At 51.5% G+C, this 17,880-nt stretch carries 15 protein-coding genes and 1 pseudogene; 5 read left to right on the forward strand and 11 right to left on the reverse strand.

Going from position 1 to position 17,880, the window contains the following annotated elements; translation table 11 throughout:
* Window positions 1-11 precede the first annotated feature (11 nt).
* Window positions 12-206 carry a bacterioferritin-associated ferredoxin gene (locus OCL06_RS11025; protein WP_262994486.1) on the reverse strand — a complete coding sequence of 65 codons (195 nt, stop codon included), beginning with the start codon at window positions 204-206 and terminating at the stop codon, window positions 12-14.
* 722 nt (window positions 207-928) lie between these two features.
* On the opposite strand from OCL06_RS11025, the gene OCL06_RS11030 reads away from it, so the two are divergent.
* The gene (locus OCL06_RS11030) at window positions 929-1,534 is read left to right on the forward strand and encodes a peroxiredoxin (protein WP_262994488.1); all 606 of its coding nucleotides are present in this window, start codon (window positions 929-931) and stop codon (window positions 1,532-1,534) included.
* Between the two features lie 65 nt (window positions 1,535-1,599).
* On the opposite strand, the gene rnt is transcribed toward OCL06_RS11030, so the two are convergent.
* Entirely contained in the window at window positions 1,600-2,295 is a 696-nt protein-coding gene (gene rnt / locus OCL06_RS11035; RefSeq protein WP_262994490.1) for a ribonuclease T, read from the reverse strand.
* Between the two features lie 275 nt (window positions 2,296-2,570).
* Here rnt and OCL06_RS11040 point away from each other — a divergent pair, with 275 nt between their 5' ends.
* Window positions 2,571-3,434, forward strand: a complete 864-nt coding sequence (locus OCL06_RS11040) for a flagellar protein MotY (RefSeq protein WP_262994492.1) — start codon at window positions 2,571-2,573, stop codon at window positions 3,432-3,434.
* Window positions 3,435-3,505: 71 nt separating this feature from the next.
* Here the strand turns inward: OCL06_RS11040 and glpQ are convergent, their stop codons facing one another.
* Together glpQ and gloA are read right to left on the reverse strand one after the other, a co-directional pair.
* Window positions 3,506-4,507 (reverse strand): glycerophosphodiester phosphodiesterase, encoded by a 1,002-nt coding sequence (gene glpQ, locus OCL06_RS11045; RefSeq protein WP_262994494.1) that lies wholly within the window; start codon window positions 4,505-4,507, stop codon window positions 3,506-3,508.
* Between the two features lie 3 nt (window positions 4,508-4,510).
* A complete protein-coding gene (gloA, locus tag OCL06_RS11050) occupies window positions 4,511-4,897 on the reverse strand; it encodes a lactoylglutathione lyase (protein ID WP_262994496.1) in 387 nt (128 codons plus the stop codon).
* Between the two features lie 241 nt (window positions 4,898-5,138).
* Between gloA and OCL06_RS11055 the strand changes: the two genes are divergently transcribed.
* Entirely contained in the window at window positions 5,139-6,395 is a 1,257-nt protein-coding gene (locus tag OCL06_RS11055) for an aspartyl protease family protein (RefSeq protein ID WP_262994498.1), read from the forward strand.
* On the opposite strand, the gene OCL06_RS16215 is transcribed toward OCL06_RS11055, so the two are convergent.
* Complete coding sequence (locus OCL06_RS16215) at window positions 6,396-6,566, reverse strand: iron-sulfur binding domain-containing protein (RefSeq protein ID WP_373318483.1); 171 nt, start codon at window positions 6,564-6,566, stop codon at window positions 6,396-6,398. It abuts the gene before it with no gap.
* Window positions 6,567-7,331: 765 nt separating this feature from the next.
* Here OCL06_RS16215 and OCL06_RS11060 point away from each other — a divergent pair.
* Window positions 7,332-10,475 carry a PAS domain S-box protein gene (locus OCL06_RS11060; RefSeq protein WP_262994500.1) on the forward strand — a complete coding sequence of 1,048 codons (3,144 nt, stop codon included), beginning with the start codon at window positions 7,332-7,334 and terminating at the stop codon, window positions 10,473-10,475.
* A gap of 52 nt (window positions 10,476-10,527) precedes the next feature.
* Here OCL06_RS11060 and OCL06_RS11065 read toward each other — a convergent pair.
* A pseudogene (locus OCL06_RS11065) lies at window positions 10,528-10,788 on the reverse strand (iron-sulfur binding domain-containing protein); the annotation flags it as partial.
* 109 nt (window positions 10,789-10,897) lie between these two features.
* Between OCL06_RS11065 and OCL06_RS11070 the strand changes: the two are divergent.
* A complete protein-coding gene (locus OCL06_RS11070; protein WP_262994502.1) occupies window positions 10,898-12,271 on the forward strand; it encodes a serine hydrolase domain-containing protein in 1,374 nt (457 codons plus the stop codon).
* A gap of 71 nt (window positions 12,272-12,342) precedes the next feature.
* On the opposite strand, the gene nth is transcribed toward OCL06_RS11070, so the two are convergent.
* Genes nth through rsxC form a run of 5 tightly spaced genes read right to left on the reverse strand, consistent with a single transcriptional unit; the run spans window position 12,343 to window position 17,879 of the window.
* On the reverse strand, window positions 12,343-12,978 hold the full coding sequence (gene nth, locus OCL06_RS11075; protein WP_262994504.1) for an endonuclease III: 636 nt from the start codon (window positions 12,976-12,978) through the stop codon (window positions 12,343-12,345).
* Window positions 12,979-12,998: 20 nt separating this feature from the next.
* The gene (locus tag OCL06_RS11080; RefSeq protein WP_262994506.1) at window positions 12,999-13,691 is read right to left on the reverse strand and encodes an electron transport complex subunit E; all 693 of its coding nucleotides are present in this window, start codon (window positions 13,689-13,691) and stop codon (window positions 12,999-13,001) included.
* The gene (gene rsxG / locus OCL06_RS11085; protein WP_262994508.1) at window positions 13,688-14,338 is read right to left on the reverse strand and encodes an electron transport complex subunit RsxG; all 651 of its coding nucleotides are present in this window, start codon (window positions 14,336-14,338) and stop codon (window positions 13,688-13,690) included. The genes OCL06_RS11080 and rsxG overlap by 4 nt, the downstream gene beginning before the upstream one ends.
* Complete coding sequence (gene rsxD, locus OCL06_RS11090; protein ID WP_262994510.1) at window positions 14,338-15,429, reverse strand: electron transport complex subunit RsxD; 1,092 nt, start codon at window positions 15,427-15,429, stop codon at window positions 14,338-14,340. The genes rsxG and rsxD overlap by 1 nt, the downstream gene beginning before the upstream one ends.
* Window positions 15,429-17,879, reverse strand: a complete 2,451-nt coding sequence (rsxC, locus tag OCL06_RS11095; RefSeq protein WP_262994871.1) for an electron transport complex subunit RsxC — start codon at window positions 17,877-17,879, stop codon at window positions 15,429-15,431. The genes rsxD and rsxC overlap by 1 nt, the downstream gene beginning before the upstream one ends.
* Window position 17,880 lies beyond the last annotated feature (1 nt).

Genomic DNA, 17,880 nt, shown 5'->3' on the forward strand with positions numbered 1-17,880 from the left:
GGGATAAATATCTAGCCAACGTCTCTGAACAGGGTTTCGTCGATGATCGTGGTGTCGATGATTTGCTGTGCCATCTGGATACACTTACCACACTGGCTACCTACGTCGAGCTGCTGGCGCAGTTCACGCATATTTCCCACACCGCCTTCTTCGACCGCGCTGCGGATAGCTTTGTCTGTTATCCCGTAACACATACATACGTACATCGGTAAACCCTCTTGTCTCGTTGCAAATGATAATAGTTGTTATTCAAGATCAGATCAACTGAATTTTACCGCCAATGTTGTTTTTTAACCTTTACCACCTCATAAAAAGTGGACACCCACACTTTGCAGTTGGCCTTTAATGGACAACCACATTTTGCAGTTGGTCTTTAATGGACACCCACATGGTCTTTAAAGGACACTCACAAGATCTAAAAGTGGACATCCACTCGTGCCACGTCACCAGTTGGAAAGAGCTCCCACCCCCTGGTGTATTGGTAAGAGAGGCTGACGATTGTCGAAGAAGTGTGAGTGTCCAGATTTAACTGAACCGGACAGGAAGCGAACCAGCAAAGGTGTACCTGGTTGTGCCGTGGTTTGATAGTCGATAGAAAGTAGGTATTCAAACATGGTGGGCGAGCTCTATAAGGTGGGTGTCCAGTTTTACCGGCAACGGAGGCTGACGGTTGACTGAAAAAGGTGGGTGTCCACATTTAGCTGACCCAGACAGGGATCGAATAAAAATGTGGGGGTCCGGCTTTTATGAAGCCGGCGGGGAAGAAACTGACGTCACTTTACCCAATACCACACGCGCTCACCGATAAATCTGAAACTGTGCCTTGTAATTTTCGCATTCGCACCAATATATGCGGCGAGGTGGCGTTGTCACCAAAGCTGCTCATAGCAGGCAGCACTATAATAACCAGTAAACTATGAGGTGAATCATGAGCGTACTAGTCGGGCGCAAAGCCCCGGATTTCACAGCTGCAGCCGTCCTGGGCAGCGGAGAAATTGTAGACACTTTCACATTAAGCGAAGCCATTAAAGGTAAAAAAGCGGTTCTGTTTTTCTACCCTCTGGACTTCACATTTGTATGTCCTTCTGAACTGATCGCGTTCGACAAGCGTTTTGAAGAGTTCCAGAAGCGCGGTGTGGAAGTGATTGGCGTATCAATCGATTCCCAGTTCTCGCACAACGCGTGGCGTAACACGCCGGTAAACGAAGGCGGTATTGGTCAGGTTAAATACACCTTGGTTGCCGACACCAAGCATGAAATTTGTCAGGCCTATGACGTTGAACACCCAGAAGCGGGTGTTGCATTCCGTGGTTCATTCCTGATTGACGCCGAAGGTGATGTACGTCACCAGGTCGTTAATGACCTGCCACTGGGCCGTAACATCGATGAAATGCTGCGTATGGTAGATGCGCTTAGCTTCCATGAAGAGCACGGAGAAGTATGTCCGGCTGGCTGGACAGAAGGTAAAGCAGGTATGGATGCGTCGCCTGAAGGCGTGGCGAAGTATCTGTCAGAAGAATCTGACTCGCTGTAACCATTTGGTTCTGAGCTAGTCAAAAGCCCCGCTTTAGCGGGGCTTTTTTGTGGCTGCCTGTTTAGTTAGTCAGGTGCGTCGGAATTATCTGTGTCTGCGGAGGTGCTCTCGTCTTCATTCTTTGTGTCCGGGGCAGGAGGCAGAGGCCAGCCACCCAGCGCGTGATAGCGATTCACAATATAGCAAAACAGCTCCGCAGTACGGTTAGTATCATACAGCGCACTGTGAGCTTCTTTTTGGTCAAACGAAATTCCGGCGGCTTCACAGGCTTTTACCAGTACCGTCTGACCGACAGCCAGGCCGGCCAGACTGGTAGTATCAAATGACACAAACGGATGAAACGGCGTGCGCTTAATGCCACTGCGGGTAATGGCCGCATTGACAAACCCCTGATCAAACGCCGCATTATGAGCCACGATCACTGAGCGTTGGCAGCCCGCGGCTTTCTGTGCTTTGCGGATAAACTTACACAGCTCTTTCATGGCTTCAGTTTCGTCCACCGCCCCACGCAGCGCGCAGTCAGGGTTAATACCGTTGAATTCGAGTGCTGCCGGTTCCAGGTTTGCCCCTTCAAACGGTGTTATATGCCGGTGAAAGGTCTGGTCCGGATGCAGTACGCCGTCATCGTCCATGCGTAGGGTGACCGCTGCCAGCTCCAGCAGCGCATCGGTACTGGCATTGAAGCCGGCTGTTTCCACATCAATAACCACCGGGAAATAGCCGCGAAACCGCGAAGACAATTGAGGACGTTGTTCAGACATACACTCTCATTTTATTACTGCGAAAAAGATAACCCACCCCGAGGGTCACCGGAGTAAGACTGTCAGCCGCTGGGCGCGGGCTGAAACGGAATTATCGCAGCAAAGGGGGCAGCTATCTACCCTTGTGGTGCCGACGATAAGATTGTCGCTATTCTGTGCTAAACTTTTCGCCACAACAGGCGATACTAAACATATCGGATTGTAAGTCTGTCTTTGTGGTATTGATACCCGTTATCCGGTGTTTTCTGATCAGAATGCGATGTAGGTAAAACAACATGAAGCCTTTGTTTGTTCTCGGACTGCTATTGGTAAGCACAGTAAGTAATGCTGCAATGCGACAGTATGCTGCGTCTGTTGAGTCGTCCGACTGGCGCGTAATAGAAGCTTCCCGTCTTCAGTGTACGCTTAACCATGATCTTCCGGGTTACGGCGATGCGCAGTTTACCAGTGTGGCCTCGAAGCAACTGAATATGGAATTTGAGCTGGATATGCACCTGCTGCCAAAAAAGTTTGAGGTAGCGGGCGTTTACTCCGTGCCGCCTAAATGGATGCCGGGCAGGGCACCCAGGCCCATTGCCGACATGACGCTGCGTACCCAGTACCCGGGCGATCTGCCGGAACAAGCCGCCTGGACCATGTTATCGGAACTCGAAAAGGGTTACTGGCCCACTATTTACTATAAAGACTGGTACAACCCTTACGATAAGGTCAGCATTGCGCTAAACGCCAGTAACTTTACGCCTCGCTATCGCGAATTTGTGAACTGTGTATCAAACTTGTTGCCGTTTGCGTTTGAAGATATTGCCTATACGGTATTGTCTTACGAAAAAAACAGCACTGAACTCACTAAGTACGCAGAAAAGCGGCTCACTATGATTGGCGAATACCTGAAAGAAGATAGTCAACTGGAACTGGTGCTGCTGGACGGTTACACCGACAGTTACGGCGGTCGCTGGAATAACGAGCAGCTGTCAATCCGCCGGGCTAATCAGGTGAAACAGTATCTCAGTGCGCTTGGGGTGCCTGAAGATCGCATTGAAGTTACCGGGCACGGCGAACGTCGACACGTAGCGCCGAATACTCATGCCGATACCCGCGCGCAAAACCGCCGGGTAGTGGTGCGGCTTTCAAAGTCCTGACGTTACACCCTAAGTCACATCTAAACCTGTTAAACCTGAACCGCCTTCTAATGAGCCGGTGCGGCTAAGACCTACTGCTGTAAAAACTGCCTGACCGGCGGCACCTGGTCGGTAAACACCCCATCAGCTTCAATAACATCTATCAGCGCCGGGAGCACCTGGTCGGCTGTCATTCCCACGGGCGGTGCGTCAGCCCGAAAAGTATAAGGGTGAATAAGTAACTTCGCCTGGCGGGCGTCTTTCACCCAGGGACGCGCCTTAAGTTCACCCGCGCGTAATGCCTGCTGGTCAAACAGCTGAGGTATCCACGGACCAAGACCATCGGCCACTGCCGCTACCGCTTTCAGACCGTCGGGCGATAATAGCCAGTTCACATCGTTCCGGACGTCCGGCCAGTCATTGTCACCCACCAGCAAAATCAGCGTCCCGCTATAGGCGAGCTCGTTACGGATACGCTTAATTTCCGCAAAGTCGAAACACTGGATATATACACTGGCGTTATCCGCACCGGGTTTGTGCTTGCGAAAGGTATCGAGCACAATTTGGCTGATATCCACACCTTCCTTACGATGCCAGGCTGGCGCCTTGATCTCAGTATAAAATCCGATATTGGTATTTAATTGCCGGTTAAGCTCGCTAATCAGCTCCATATGTTCAACCAAAGTCGCAATACGGTAATTCGCGACGTGGCCAGTGTAGCGTTCAGGGAATACCTGTTGGCCGTTTTGCCTGGTACGTTCATGCACCTGCAGCTGCCGCAACTCAGATAAAGAAAAATCGCGTACGTAGAAGCGACCGTCCTCACGTGCCCGCTGTGGAAATACGGTTTCCACATTGGTCACAGTTTCCAAGTGAATATCGTGCAAGACAATGGGCACATTGTCTTTGCTTATGACCACATCCTGCTCGATAAAGTCCGGACGCTGAGCATGTGCCAGAGCGGCGGCAGGCAGAGTATGCTCCGGCAGATAGCCTGAAGCGCCGCGGTGGGCAATAATATCAAACGCTGCCACTGAGACTGAATGCAGCCCCAGCAGGATGATGCAAACGGCAGTTCGCAAGGTGGTTGGCATGGTTTACTCCGCGCGTTCAATTAATTCAATGGCGTAGCCGTCCGGGTCACGGACAAACGCAATCAGGGTATTGCCACCTTTTACCGGTCCGGGTTTGCGGTACACATCTGCGCCGTTGGATTCGAGCGTGTGACAAAAGCTGTATATATCGTTTACTGCAAATGCAATGTGGCCAAACGCCGTCCCCATGTCGTAATCGTGGTCGCCCCAGTTGTAAGTCAGCTCAAGTACGGCCTGATCTGTTTCTTCTCCGTAGCCGACAAACGCCAGCGTATATTCATACGCCTCATTTTCAGACTGACGGAGCAGTTTCATGCCCATAATATTGGTATAAAAGTGCAGTGATGCATCGAGATCTTTCACCCGTAGCATGGTGTGTAACATGCGCATAGCGTCATCCTGGTAGTCCGTTATCTGGGTCTAGCATAGCCCAGGCTGGGGTGTGAGAAAATGACCGTTTTACTTTTAACGTCCGGTAACCTTAATACGGGGTGCAATTTAAATTACCGTTGTAAAGGTAAGGCTGAGTCAGGTATGACGTAAATGGTTACACTTTTCGTGATGATTGATACACCTGGGCACTTAAACAGCGCTACGCTAAAGCCTGAACGCCTTTAATGGAGAACAGGCAATGGTTTTTCGGGTATTACTTCTCACCGCAGTAGTTGTTTCTATAACCGCATGCAATGTCGCCAGTCACGTCAGGATGCGCTACGCCAATGACAACCTGACGGTCAATTGGCCCGCAGACGTGGAGCACCTTCCACTGAAGACGCACTATATCGGTGAAAAGCCGCACGTGTATGTTGAGGTAAACGGGCAGTCAGGTTTTCTTTTTCTGATTGATAGCGGCGCGTCGCTGACTTATTTCATGGACACCCCCCAGGTACGCGCGCTGAACCTGCCGCAAGGCTATGATTTACAGGTAGGCGGGTGGGGCAGTCAGGAGGACTCAAAGGTGTATCAGTCACAGGTGGCCACACTCGCGCTTGAGGAGGCCTTCTTTGAGGACGTGAATGTTGCCTACTTGCCTGTTTCTCACTCCCGATACTATGCCAGTCCCAATGAAGCCATCATCGACGGTGTGCTGGGCCATGACATACTCCGTCACTTTGCCTGGCGGTTTGACAAAAAGCACAACCGCATTGATGTAAGTCCGCAATCTTTTTCAGCAGACGAGAACGATATCGCCATCCCCTTCGATATAAGTTTTAGTAAGTTGTCTGTGCCGGCCAAGGTGACACTTAACCCCCGCCATACAGTCGAGCGCGATATTCTAATAGACACCGGTAGTCGTCATTTTTTCAAACTCAATCAAACGTATCTGGATGAAGAGGATATTTCTTTATCGCAGCGTAGTGTTACCGGCGCAGATTTTGGCCTGAGCGGTCGAGCGGTGCATCAGCGGGTCACATTGCCGCAAGTACAGGTGGGGGACTGGGCCCTAAATAATGTGAAAACCAACTTAATCAAAACAGAAGACCCCGATGACTTCTGGGTAATAGGGAGCGCTGCTTTAAGCCAGTTTATTACCATCCTCGACTACCATACCGGTCACCTTATTGTGCGAAATTACCCGAAGCATAGTTTTAAGAGCCGGTACAATTTGCTCGGGCTCGAGTTGCGTAAAAACCGACAAGATAATTTTGTAGTGCGATATGTCATGCCAGACATGGCTGGCGCAACAACCGATTTTCAGGAAGGTGACATCATTACGCGCATAAATGGGCGTCAGTCACCGACCATTTCACAGGAAGACTGGCTGAAGCTAACAGACACCCCGGGCCGGTATGAAATATGTCGTCGGCGGGAGCAAGCCCGCACTGAGCGCTGTCTTGAGGTTGCCTCAGACCATATTGCGGGTTATTCGAATGAGCTAGGTAATTAACTACCGTATTGTATTCTTTTTCCGCGACGCCCGGCGAGCCTTGTAAGTAATGCCCTGTGGATGCCCGAGCACAGGGTAAGTCGCGCAGTTATTCGTCGGTTTTGCTTTAAACTCACACAAGTCTTCAATAATACAAGAGTCACAGCGGGGTTTACGGGCAATAGCGGCTATAGGTTAAAACACCGCGAAGTTTCAAATAACAAACTGATGCAGACATTTAACGTCAAATTCCCATGCAAAAAGATATTTGAGCGGTTTAAACCTATCAAATTCCAAGTCGTATATTACTGAGCCTTCTCAGGAATACCCTCTGGGGAAGATAATTTACTTTTCAAGGTGCTTTCGACCTTATTGTTTACATGGTAGATTGCGTAAATTAAAAGTTAATAGACGCGCGCAGGTTAGCGAGCCTTCCATATTATTTGCGTGCAGAAGGTTTTTAATGCTGCATCCTACATAGATGATGTTGGTTATCGAGTAGGAGTTGGTAATCAATCACTTCATGCCAGGGCGTAGAGTGAATCATTTATTTCATTGCGCTTAGTTAAATTGAGTGGAAATGGTTTATACATACGAGATGAACCAAGGCTGCACTTTTATCAACACGCCGCCTGGCAGTTCTTGCTGCAATTCATGAGCTTGTTAATGATAAGGCGCAGTTCCTCATTAATACGCATCCACCAACTCCCTTTCCTAGCCAAATGCTAAGATTTATAGATTAGTGAATCTGGTACATTAAAAATCACATATGAGGAAATCGAGCACTACAACATAGTGACAAGAGGTTTCTTTAATAATTATCATTTCTGAGAAATGAGCAGCGGTTGAGTGATGAATAATTCGACCAAAAAGTGTATTGAACACGTTCGCTGCGCTCACTGGACTGTCTCGCCATTGCGCGTCAGTCGTTCTCACTGGCGTTATGGGTAGGATCAATTGAATAAAGAAACACCACACTTTTTGGCTGGCGGCGGTGCACTAGGTGCCCGGATGCGGATTTTTGCCTGGGAACAAACGCCCCTGGGCGCAGCGACGACTTGGCCCTCGTCTCTGAAGACATTGGTGGGAATCATGTTGGCGTCAAACCAGCCAATGTTTGTAGCATGGGGTGCCACGCGTACTCTTATCTATAATGACTCCTATGCAGAAATTCTCGGAAACAAGCATCCAGATGCGCTTGGCCGGGACTTCTTAGACGTCTGGTACGAGATCCGGGAGGAACTCCAGCCGATAGTATCTTCTGCTCTTAGGGGCGAGCCAGTGCAGATGCAGGACATCCCGTTGGTGGTACACCGGCACGGCTATCCGGAGCAGACTCATTTTTCCTTTTTCTATTCTCCAGTGCGAGGGGAAGGTTCGGAAATCGAGGGATTGTTCTGCGCATGTACCGAGATCACCGGCCAGGTTCTGGCCGAGCAACGGTTGGCCGAAAGCGAGGCCCGGCATCGCGGTGTGCTAACCAACATGGACGAGGCATTCCTGTTGCTGGGACCAGATTTCCGCGTATTGGAAGCCAATGATGCCGCTTCGCGCCTGATTAAGACGAAAGACGATCTGATCGGGGAGGAGTTTGAGGTCCTATTCTCGGAAGGCGGACTGGCTTCAGTCCACGCTATGTGCCAACGCGTCAGTGCCAGTGGTACGCCGGAGCGGATTGATTATTCCCACGACTCAACTGAACAAGGATTTTGCTGGTACGAAGCTCGCGCCTATATGGTCGATGCGGGTCTGGCCGTGTTCGTACGCGATATCACTGAGCATAAGAAAATGGCTGCAGATGCAGCAGACGCGGCCGAACGCGTGCAACTGGCGCTGGATGCGGGCGCCATTGTTGGGACCTGGGTATGGACGATACCGGACAATCGTTTTATTGCGGACGCCCGCTTCGCCACCACCTTCGGACTCGACGAGACGCTCTGTAAGTCAGGCCTCCCTTTGGAAATCGCCATGGAATCCATTTGCGTCGAGGATCGCGACCGAGTCGCGGCGGCGATCGAGGAGGTAATGGGGCGGGGTGGTGCATACCGGTGCGAATATAGGGTCCGGCACAGGGACGGTACCTTCCGTTGGGTCGAAGCTAACGGCCGAGTAGAGTTTGACTCCAACGGTGAGGCGGTCCGTTTCCCGGGAGTACTGCTGGACATCGAGGACCGCCAACGGATGGAAGCCGAACGCGACCAGGCTGGCATGCTACTGCGTATGTTTACCGATGCGGTACCCGGGGTGGTGTACGCCAAGGATCGTGCCGGCCGCTTCATGGTTGCCAACCGCGGCGTCTCAGAACTGCTGGGACTGCCCCCAGAGGCGTTCTTAGGTCGAACGGATGAGGACGTACTCGCAGACAGCGCCCAGAGCGCTGCGATCATGGCGACGGACCGCCGCATCATGGACTCCGGTGTTGGTGAGCAAATCGAGGAAGAGGTTATGCTATCCGATGGGACCCCGGCCATCTGGTTATCGACCAAGGAAGCCTGGCGTGATGAACAGGGAAACATTCTGGGGTTGATTGGCTCGTCCGTCGATATTACAGATCGTAAACGCATGGAGAACGCATTACGTCTGTCTGAACAGCGCTTTGCTTTGGCCATGGACGTGGCACAATTTGGAACCTGGGTTTGGGAAGTGCAAACCGGCGACATTCGCATGGACCCGCGGTGCAGGCAGATTGTCGGTGTTGGACCTGATGATGCGGTGGTGACGTTTGACGTCTTATCTCAGCGCGTCCACCCCGATGACTGGCCCCGGATTGAGGCTGCCCTGAACCACGCACTTCAGTCCGATAGCGGTGGTAGCTATTCTGAGGAGTTTCGATGGATCCACGCCGAGGGTCAGATTGTGTGGACGATGGCGCGCGGGCAGGTATTGTTCGACGGCGAGGTGCCGGATGCCAGACCGTTGTCGATGATCGGGACAGTACTCGATATCACTGAGCGCCGGCGGATGGTCGAGAGTCTAGAGCAGGCGGATCGCCGCAAAGACGAATTTCTCGCCATGCTGGCACACGAACTGCGCAACCCACTCGCACCCATTGGGACAGCGGCCAGCTTACTGGAGATGGCTCCTGTAGATGATGAAGCGCGCGTAAGGGAGATTGGGGGCGTCATCACGCGCCAGGTCGCGCATATGACCGAGCTTGTGGACGACCTGTTGGACGTCTCGCGGGTGACGCGGGGTCTCGTGGAATTTGCGCGTGAGCCAGTGGACATCCGCTCGGTAATGAACGCTGCAGTTGAGCAGGCCCAGCCCCTGATCGGCGCGCGTGGGCATGTCCTGACCACGGAATTCCCTGATACGGCTGTGGTCATCGGCGACCACCACAGGTTGGTTCAAGTGGTGACGAATCTGCTCAACAACGCTGCGAAGTACACATCAGCTAACGGTCGGCTGCAAATGTCGACACAGGTCAAAAATGAAAAAGTGCAGCTGAGTGTTACAGACAGCGGCATTGGTATGGATGACGCACTGTTGTCAACGGTGTTCGAGCTATTCGCGCAGGGTAAGCGCACCCCGGACCGTTCCCAAGGGGGCCTGGGAATCGGCTTGGCTCTGGTACGCAGTATAGTGGAGCAGCATGGAGGTAGTGTTACAGCCACTAGCCCTGGCCTGAACTTGGGTAGCACCTTCACCATAACGTTGCCGTTGGCGGCAACCGATGAGGTGCTGGTAGAAGCACCAACTGTCACCGCTGGTGGGAGTACCGCTTTAAAAATACTGGTGGTTGACGACAATAGGGATGCGGCGGAAACGCTCGCGATTCTGCTGAACGCTCTGGGCCATGAAACGGAAGTCGCCTTCGATGGCGCTGGCGCGCTGGCTGTAGTGCGAGCAGAACCACGCTGGGACGCGTTCATCCTGGACATCGGCCTACCCGACATCACGGGGTATGATCTCGCAAGGCAACTCAAGGTGGCTGCGGATTGTTCAACGTACATCACGCTGACAGGCTATGACCAAGCCAGCGATCGCCAGAAATCAAAGGCCGCAGGTTTTGATCACCACCTGGCGAAGCCCGTTGACTTCGGTCGGTTGCAGCAAATCCTGAATGGAATCGACTCAGTACAGCTTGAACACAGTGAATAGATCCTGGGGAGTTGGTGCGAGATATGAGTAAAGAGCCAAAGCCGCCTTATACTTACTCAGTTTTATCTTTGAACTCGCACAAGTCTTCAATAATACAAGAACCACAGCGGGGTTTACGAGCAATGCAGGTGTAGCGCCCGTGCAGAATTAGCCAATGGTGTACATCCACTTTAAACTCCTTCGGCACCACTTTCAGCAGCTTTTGTTCGACCTGGTCGACGTTTTTGCCCATGGCCAGTTTAGTGCGGTTGCTTACCCGGAAAATGTGGGTGTCCACAGCGATGGTGGGCCAGCCAAATAATATTGATAGTAGACGTAAACGATTGCGTGCCTTTGATGCCTTTACAGTCTCTGATCATGTCCAAATTATTCTATAACATCAATGTGCTATGATGATTATGGGCACCAGATAAGGAGATGATATGTCTACTAAAAATTACGCGTTGCTGCTAATAACTATATTGTGTTGGCCGGTAATGGCTAATGATAATAGCCAAGATACGAAAAATAAGCTGAATACGATTTTTCAACAGCAGTTTTCTTCTAATTCGCCTGGCGCGACAGTTCTGGTTGCTAAAAAAGGTCAAATCATTCTACATAAAGCATATGGCCTGGCTAATGTTGAGCACAACATTCCATTGAAAGTTGATATGCATTTTAGAATTGCGTCATTGACCAAGCAATTTACGACTACAGCGATTTTGAAGCTGCATCAAGACGGTAAGTTGAATATCCATGAGCTGTTGAGCAAGCATCTTCCGAACTATCAACACGCAGATAGAGTTACTATCGCACACTTGGCAAGTAATCGCTCAGGTATTCCGGATTACACGAATTTTGAGGGATTTAAAGAAGTTGAAGAAAAGCGTGAAAAGTCACTTGATGAACTTATCGAATACTTTAGTGACCAAGAGTTAGCGTTTTCTCCAAATCACCGCCAGCAATACTCAAGTTCAAATTTTATTCTTCTGGGAAAACTCATAGAGCATGTATCAGGACACTCTTATGAAGAGTATTTGCAAAACACCTTTTTTGCTCCTCTACAAATGGACAGTACACAAATGGGGGCCCACAGAAAAATTATGCCGGGGCGTGTCGATGGCTATGAATTTGAAAAAGGTAAATTGATTAATGCCCCATATTTGTCGATGACAGCTCCCCATGCGGCTGGTGCTTTGCGCTCGACAACCATGGATCTGTACAAATGGCAACGTGGTTTATTAAGTGGCAAAGTGATTAATCAAGATTTGTTGGACAAAGCCTGGTCCGCTGAAAATTTGGCAGATGGTTTTTCATCTACTTATGGGTTTGGTTGGTTTGTCGGACATCTAGATGGGGCTAAAACAGTATCTCATGAGGGGGGGATACAAGGCTTTAGTACTTTTGCAGCAATACTCCCAGAACATGATGTGCACCTCATAATCTTAAGCAATAATCCTCACGCCATACAGGATAGCCTTTACTATCTAGCCGCTAGAGTTTTGCAAGTTGTAAGGGAAAAACCAGTTGATCCTCCATACTTTGCCGTGCCGCGAAAATTACGCGCAAAGATGGTAGGAGAATATGTATTTGAAGATATATGGAGTGCCAAAATTTTCGAAGAAGAAGGAAAGCTGTTTATGAAACTTCAATGGGAAGACGCCCCCAGAGAGTTGATATTTGACGGCATTGACGCGGTCTATTATTCGGGAACATGGTCTAAGTTTCAGACATTATCGCCAGCAAACTCAAGAGGGGATATAATGATGCAACGATGGGACGGCACGCGTTATTTTGGTGAGCTGAAGAAATTATAAACATCGATGCATCAAACAAGATTTATATGATTTGCTAATCAGTTCGCACCAAAACTACTGGAACGAACTGATTAATCACTGGTCTTATCTTTATATTCACATAAGTCTTCAATAATACAGGAACCACAGCGCGGCTTACGGGCGATGCAGGTGTATCGCCCGTGAAGTATTAGCCAATGATGTACATCGACCTTGAACTCAGCAGGAACGACTTTTAACAGCTTTTGTTCTACTTGATCGACGTTCTTACCCATGGCCAGTTTAGTGCGATTAGACACCCTGAAAATGTGGGTGTCTACGGCAATGGTAGGCCAGCCAAACGCAGTGTTCAGCACCACATTGGCGGTTTTGCGACCTACACCAGGTAAGGCTTCTAATGCCTCACGGCTTTCCGGCACCTCACCACCATGTTTATCGAGCAGAATTTCCGCCATTTTGTGGACATTCACCGCTTTGCTGTTGTACAGGCCGATGGTCTTTATATAGTCCTTGAGACCGTCTACGCCCAAATCGTAAATGGCCTGCGGGGTATTGGCCACCGGAAACAACTTGGCGGTGGCTTTATTTACACCCACGTCAGTAGCCTGTGCCGACAGCGTCACGGCCACCAACAGCTCGTAAGGCGTGGTGAAGTTAAGCTCGGTGGTGGGATTCGGATTCGCATCACGAAGACGAGTCAGGATCTCTTTGCGTTTTGTATTGTTCATAAATGATAGCGACTTTTATATTAGTTTTCTGCCGTCACCCGCGCCCGGGTGGCTTTTTGATGAACGACGGTCTGGCGCGCTGCAATATGTGCATCGATACTGTTTTTCAGAGCAATCAATAAGCCCATACCCAGAAAGGCGCCGGGGGGTAAAATGGCCAGCAGGAACGGATGCTCTGTTGTGAACAGTGTGAGTGTCCAGTCTTTGGCTACCGGACCAAACAGACGGTCTGCGCCTGCCAGCAGCGTTCCGCCGCCCAGTGCTTCCCGCAGCCCGCCCAGTAACACCAGTACCAGTGTAAAGCCCAGGCCCATCATCAGACCATCAAACGCGGCAGCGCCCACAGAGTTCTTTGACGCATAGGCTTCGGCACGACCAATAATGGCGCAGTTGGTCACAATCAGCGGAATGAAAATACCCAGTGCCAAGTACAGTTCATAAGTGAATGCGTTCATCAGTAACTGCACGATGGTGACAAAGCCGGCAATGATCATCACAAACACCGGGATCCGAATTTCATTTCTGACGATATTCCGAATTAGCGAGACAGTCACATTGCTGCCTACCAGCACCAATAAGGTAGCCAGCCCTAACCCCAGCCCGTTAACTACCGTGGCAGTAACTGCCAGTAGTGGGCAGAGACCCAGTAGTTGTACTAAGGCGGGGTTGTTTTTCCAGATACCCTGCAACGAAAGATCTCTAAAATCTGTCATACCTTATCTCCGGTTGCCTTGGGGGGTTGGCATTGGTTAGGGCGTGCAAACAGGTCCTGCTGATTTTCATTCACATAAACCAGCGTACGTTTCACTGCATTCACCACTGCCCGGGGCGTAATAGTCGCGCCAGTGAAGGCATCAAATTCGCCCCCGTCAGATTTAACCTGCCAGCGCTCAACGCTGTCGGCACTAAACTGCTTGCCGGTAAAGGATAAGATCCAGTCACTTACCGCCAGTTCGATTTTGTCGCCCAGACCTGGGGTTTCCTTGTGTTCGACCACACGCACCCCCAACACTTCCATCGTAGCGCTTACCCCCACTACCAGCTCAATATTGCCACTGTAGCCATTGGGCGCGGTTGTTTCGATGGCCAGCGCACTGGGCTCGCCGTTATTTCGAGCGCGGTATACCAGGTGGGGCAGGGTATTGCCTAATGCAGGATCCGTTACCGTGGCACAATCTTTAAACAGCACGTTGTCGTGGTACCGGGCGGGAACCACTTCATTAAGTACACCTAGCAACCGTTGCTGCTGTTGAAACGCGATGCGTTCGCGGGTGCCTTCAAAGGTAAACGCAATCAAGGCGGTTGTTACCACCGCAAAGGCTGCCAGCATCCCCCCATTTTTCGATAATGTACTTAACATTACTGCTGCCCTCCGCGCGCACTGTTACGCGGCGTCCGGCCATAGGTCCTGGGGCGGGTATAGTAATCAATCAAGGGGACGGCCATATTCATTATTATTACCCCGAAGGCCACAGCATCCGGGTAGCCGCCAAAGGTGCGGATAATCACCACCCAAAAGCCGATGAGGGCTCCGAACACGATTCTGCCGCGTGGGGTAGTGGAGCCTGACACAGGGTCGGTAACAATAAAAAACGCCCCAATCATGACAGCGCCATTGGTCAGATGAAACAGCGGCGAGCCATATAAGTCGGCATTGGTGAGGTGCAGTACTAACGAAACCACCAACACGGCCAACAACATACTACCGGGCATGTGCCAGGTAATTACCCGTAACCGAATAAGCATCAGACCGCCCAGCAGGTAAGCCAGACTAACGTATCCCCAGCCATAGCCCATGGCATCGAAAAATGCGGTATTAAATATATCGCGGCTCAGTAACTCTGAGTACGTCGCGCCCTGGGTGAGGCCGGTTTTCACAGTATCCAGCGGCGTAGCGGCGGTGACGCCATCTATGGCGCCTCGCACCTGAGTGATGTCATAGCCGTGTTGCGTGAAACCGGTAAAGATCAGGCTAGCGGTATCCGCCAGCGACAAGGCGTCGGCAAATACGCCGGCGGCGGGCAACCACATGGTCATTGCGACCGGAAAAGAGATAAGCAAAACCACATAGGCAACCATGGCCGGGTTGAACATGTTGAAGCCTAACCCGCCATAGAGCTGCTTGACGATAATGATCGCAAACAGGGTGCCGACTACCGTCATCCACCAGGGGAGAGCGGGAGGAATGCTTACGGCAATCAGTAAGGCAGTTAACACCGCCGAGTAGTCACTTAATGCGCGCTCGACGTTTTTCTTGCGCAAGCTCAGGATGGTGCCTTCCGCGAGTACGGCCGTCATTACCGCCAGTACGGCCTGGATCAGCACACCCCATCCGAAGAAGTACCACTGAGCCAGGATACCCGGCACCATGGCGTAAATAACCAGGCGCATCACCTGGCCGGTGTCACGCCGGGTACGTAAGTGCGGTGAACTGGATAAGGTTAACTTCATCAGCTGGCGCTCTCGTCTTTATCAATACTTTCATTATTCGCTTTGGCCGCTTTTTTAGCTTTTGCTTTGGCAACGGCAGCTGCAATCCGGCGCTGTTTTTCTGTTTGGGCGTCGGCAGTGGCGTGGTGACTGTCAGCGTCCGGTTCTTTCTTGTCCGCTGTGTCAGAATCTTGTGGCAGCACCTGGTCCCTGGCGGCTTTTTTCGCCTTAGCTTTGGCAACCGCAGCGGCAACCCGCTGCTGCTTTTCAGACTTCGCGTGGTCATTAGGCGTAGTGTTGTCATCCGTGTTGGAGTGACTGTCCTCACCGGTGTCTGTCTTGTTGTGGTCAGGCTGTTGTGCCGCGGCTTTTTTTGCTTTGGCTTTGGCGACTGCAGCAGCCACCCGCTGTTGTTTTTCAGACTTCGCGTTGTCATTAGGCGTAGTGTTGTCATCCGTGTTGGAGTGACTGTCCTCAGCGGTGTCTGACTTGTTGTGGTCAGGCTGTTGCGCAGCGGCTTTCTTTGCCTTAGCTTTGGCAACCGCAGCGGCAACCCGCTGCTGCTTTTCAGACTTCCCGTGGTCATTAGGCGTAGTGTTGTCATCCGTGTTGGAGTGACTGTCCTCACCTGCGTCTGTATTGTTGTGGTCAGCCTGTTGCGCAGCGGCTTTCTTTGCCTTAGCTTTAGCGACTGCAGCAGCCACCCGCAGTTGTTTTTCAGGCTTCCCGTGGTCACTAGGCGTAGTGTTGTCATCCGTGTTGGGGTGACTGTCCTCAGTGGTGTCTGTCTTGTTGTTGTCAGCCTGTTGCACAGCGGCTTTTTTGGCTTTGGCCCGGGCAATGGCGGCGGCCACCTGGGCTTTTTTATCATCCACCGCCGGTGCGTCGTCGGTCGTCTTTTCAACCTCTTGGGCAGCGGCTTTTTTGGCTTTCGCGCGAGCGAGCGCCGCCGCGACCTTATCTTTAGTTCCGCCGTCTGTTTTTTGTCCTGCGGCTTCCCGGGCAGCTTTGGCCTTACGGTGTTTTTCTTCCCGCTCTAATTTTTCCCGCTCTAATCGGGCTTTACGTGCTTCAAAGCGCTCCTTGGCTTTTTCTGCTTTGTTGCGTTCATCACGCTGGGTACGAATTTCTGCTTTGGCTTGCCGGTAATAATGCACCAACGGAATTTCACTGGGACACACATAGGCGCACGCACCACACTCTATACAGTCAAACAGGTCGTATTCTTCCGCCTTGTCCAACTCCTTGGCCTTGGCGTGCCAGAACAGCTGCTGGGGAAGCAATGAGGCCGGGCAGGCCTGCGCGCAATCAGAGCAGCGTATGCAGGGGCGTTCGTTATCATCAGCGGGTAGCTCTTTCGCTGCCGGCACCAACAGGCAGTTGGTAATTTTTACCACAGGGATAGCGGTGTCGGTGAGCGTGAAGCCCATCATGGGCCCGCCCATGACTATCTCAGGGTGACGCTGCTTCTTCGGCAAATAATTCGTGTGAGCCAGCATGTGGCTGACAGGGGTGCCGATGAGCGCCCAGTAGTTACCGCGCTGCTGCACGGCTTCTCCCGTTACCGTCACAATACGTTCAATAAGCGGTTTACCATGGAAAATAGCATCGGCAATGGCGTAAGAGGTCGCGACATTGAACATCAGCACGCCGACATCAGCGGGCAGCCCATGGCGCGGCACTTCCCGGCCGGTCACCACCTGAATTAACTGTTTTTCACCGCCCGCCGGATAGACAGTTTCAATGACCACCACCCGGTATTCCGGCTTATCCTGACAGGCAATTTTAATGGCCTCAATGGCTTCTGGCTTATTGTCTTCAATCGCAATGACGACTGCTTTAGGAGAAAGCAGGTGGTCCAGGACGTCAATGCCCTGACGAATTTGCCAGGCAAACTCTCGCATCAGCCGGTCGTCGGCACTGATATAGGGTTCGCATTCCACGCCATTAATAATGAGAAACTCAATGTCTTTACTACTGGCCGTCTTGATATGAGTGGGAAAACCGGCACCGCCCATTCCCGAAACCCCGGCATTGCAAATGGCTTCTATTACCTGCTGCGGGGGGAGCTCCTGATAATTAGCCAGGGGGGTTAACGGCGCCCACTTATCATCGCCGTCCGGGCGAATGGACACACACATTTCCGACAAGCCACTGGGGTGCGCTATCACATGGGGAGCGATGGCCACAACTTCACCGGACGTGGGGGCGTGGACCGGGACCGCGAAAGGACTTTGGCTGGTAGTAAGGGGTTGGCCTTTTAATACCTTGTCGCCCACGCTGACATCACATTGACCATCTGTGCCAGCGTGCTGCCGTAATGGCACGGTAACAAGCTGAGGTAAAGGCAGCCGCTGCGTTGGGGTAGTGGCTGACAGTTCTTTACGGCCATCGGGATGTACCCCGCCCGGGAAGCGGTGCAACTTATTGCGATTGAGGTTTTCTATAATTTCGTCAAAGGCTGGATACATC

Origin of the sequence: Alteromonas salexigens (genome assembly GCF_025628895.1) — a bacterium.
Classification (GTDB): Bacteria; Pseudomonadota; Gammaproteobacteria; order Enterobacterales; family Alteromonadaceae; genus Alteromonas; species Alteromonas salexigens.

What these genes read in the sequence shown, in the direction of transcription:
- OCL06_RS11025 (WP_262994486.1), bottom strand. Translation starts at nt 206, where the DNA reads ATGTACGTATGTATGTGTTACGGGATAACAGACAAAGCTATCCGCAGC.
- OCL06_RS11030 (WP_262994488.1), top strand. Translation starts at nt 929, where the DNA reads ATGAGCGTACTAGTCGGGCGCAAAGCCCCGGATTTCACAGCTGCAGCC.
- rnt (WP_262994490.1), bottom strand. Translation starts at nt 2,295, where the DNA reads ATGTCTGAACAACGTCCTCAATTGTCTTCGCGGTTTCGCGGCTATTTC.
- OCL06_RS11040 (WP_262994492.1), top strand. Translation starts at nt 2,571, where the DNA reads ATGAAGCCTTTGTTTGTTCTCGGACTGCTATTGGTAAGCACAGTAAGT.
- glpQ (WP_262994494.1), bottom strand. Translation starts at nt 4,507, where the DNA reads ATGCCAACCACCTTGCGAACTGCCGTTTGCATCATCCTGCTGGGGCTG.
- gloA (WP_262994496.1), bottom strand. Translation starts at nt 4,897, where the DNA reads ATGCGCATGTTACACACCATGCTACGGGTGAAAGATCTCGATGCATCA.
- OCL06_RS11055 (WP_262994498.1), top strand. Translation starts at nt 5,139, where the DNA reads ATGGTTTTTCGGGTATTACTTCTCACCGCAGTAGTTGTTTCTATAACC.
- OCL06_RS11070 (WP_262994502.1), top strand. Translation starts at nt 10,898, where the DNA reads ATGTCTACTAAAAATTACGCGTTGCTGCTAATAACTATATTGTGTTGG.
- nth (WP_262994504.1), bottom strand. Translation starts at nt 12,978, where the DNA reads ATGAACAATACAAAACGCAAAGAGATCCTGACTCGTCTTCGTGATGCG.
- OCL06_RS11080 (WP_262994506.1), bottom strand. Translation starts at nt 13,691, where the DNA reads ATGACAGATTTTAGAGATCTTTCGTTGCAGGGTATCTGGAAAAACAAC.
- rsxG (WP_262994508.1), bottom strand. Translation starts at nt 14,338, where the DNA reads ATGTTAAGTACATTATCGAAAAATGGGGGGATGCTGGCAGCCTTTGCG.
- rsxD (WP_262994510.1), bottom strand. Translation starts at nt 15,429, where the DNA reads ATGAAGTTAACCTTATCCAGTTCACCGCACTTACGTACCCGGCGTGAC.
- rsxC (WP_262994871.1), bottom strand. Translation starts at nt 17,879, where the DNA reads ATGTATCCAGCCTTTGACGAAATTATAGAAAACCTCAATCGCAATAAG.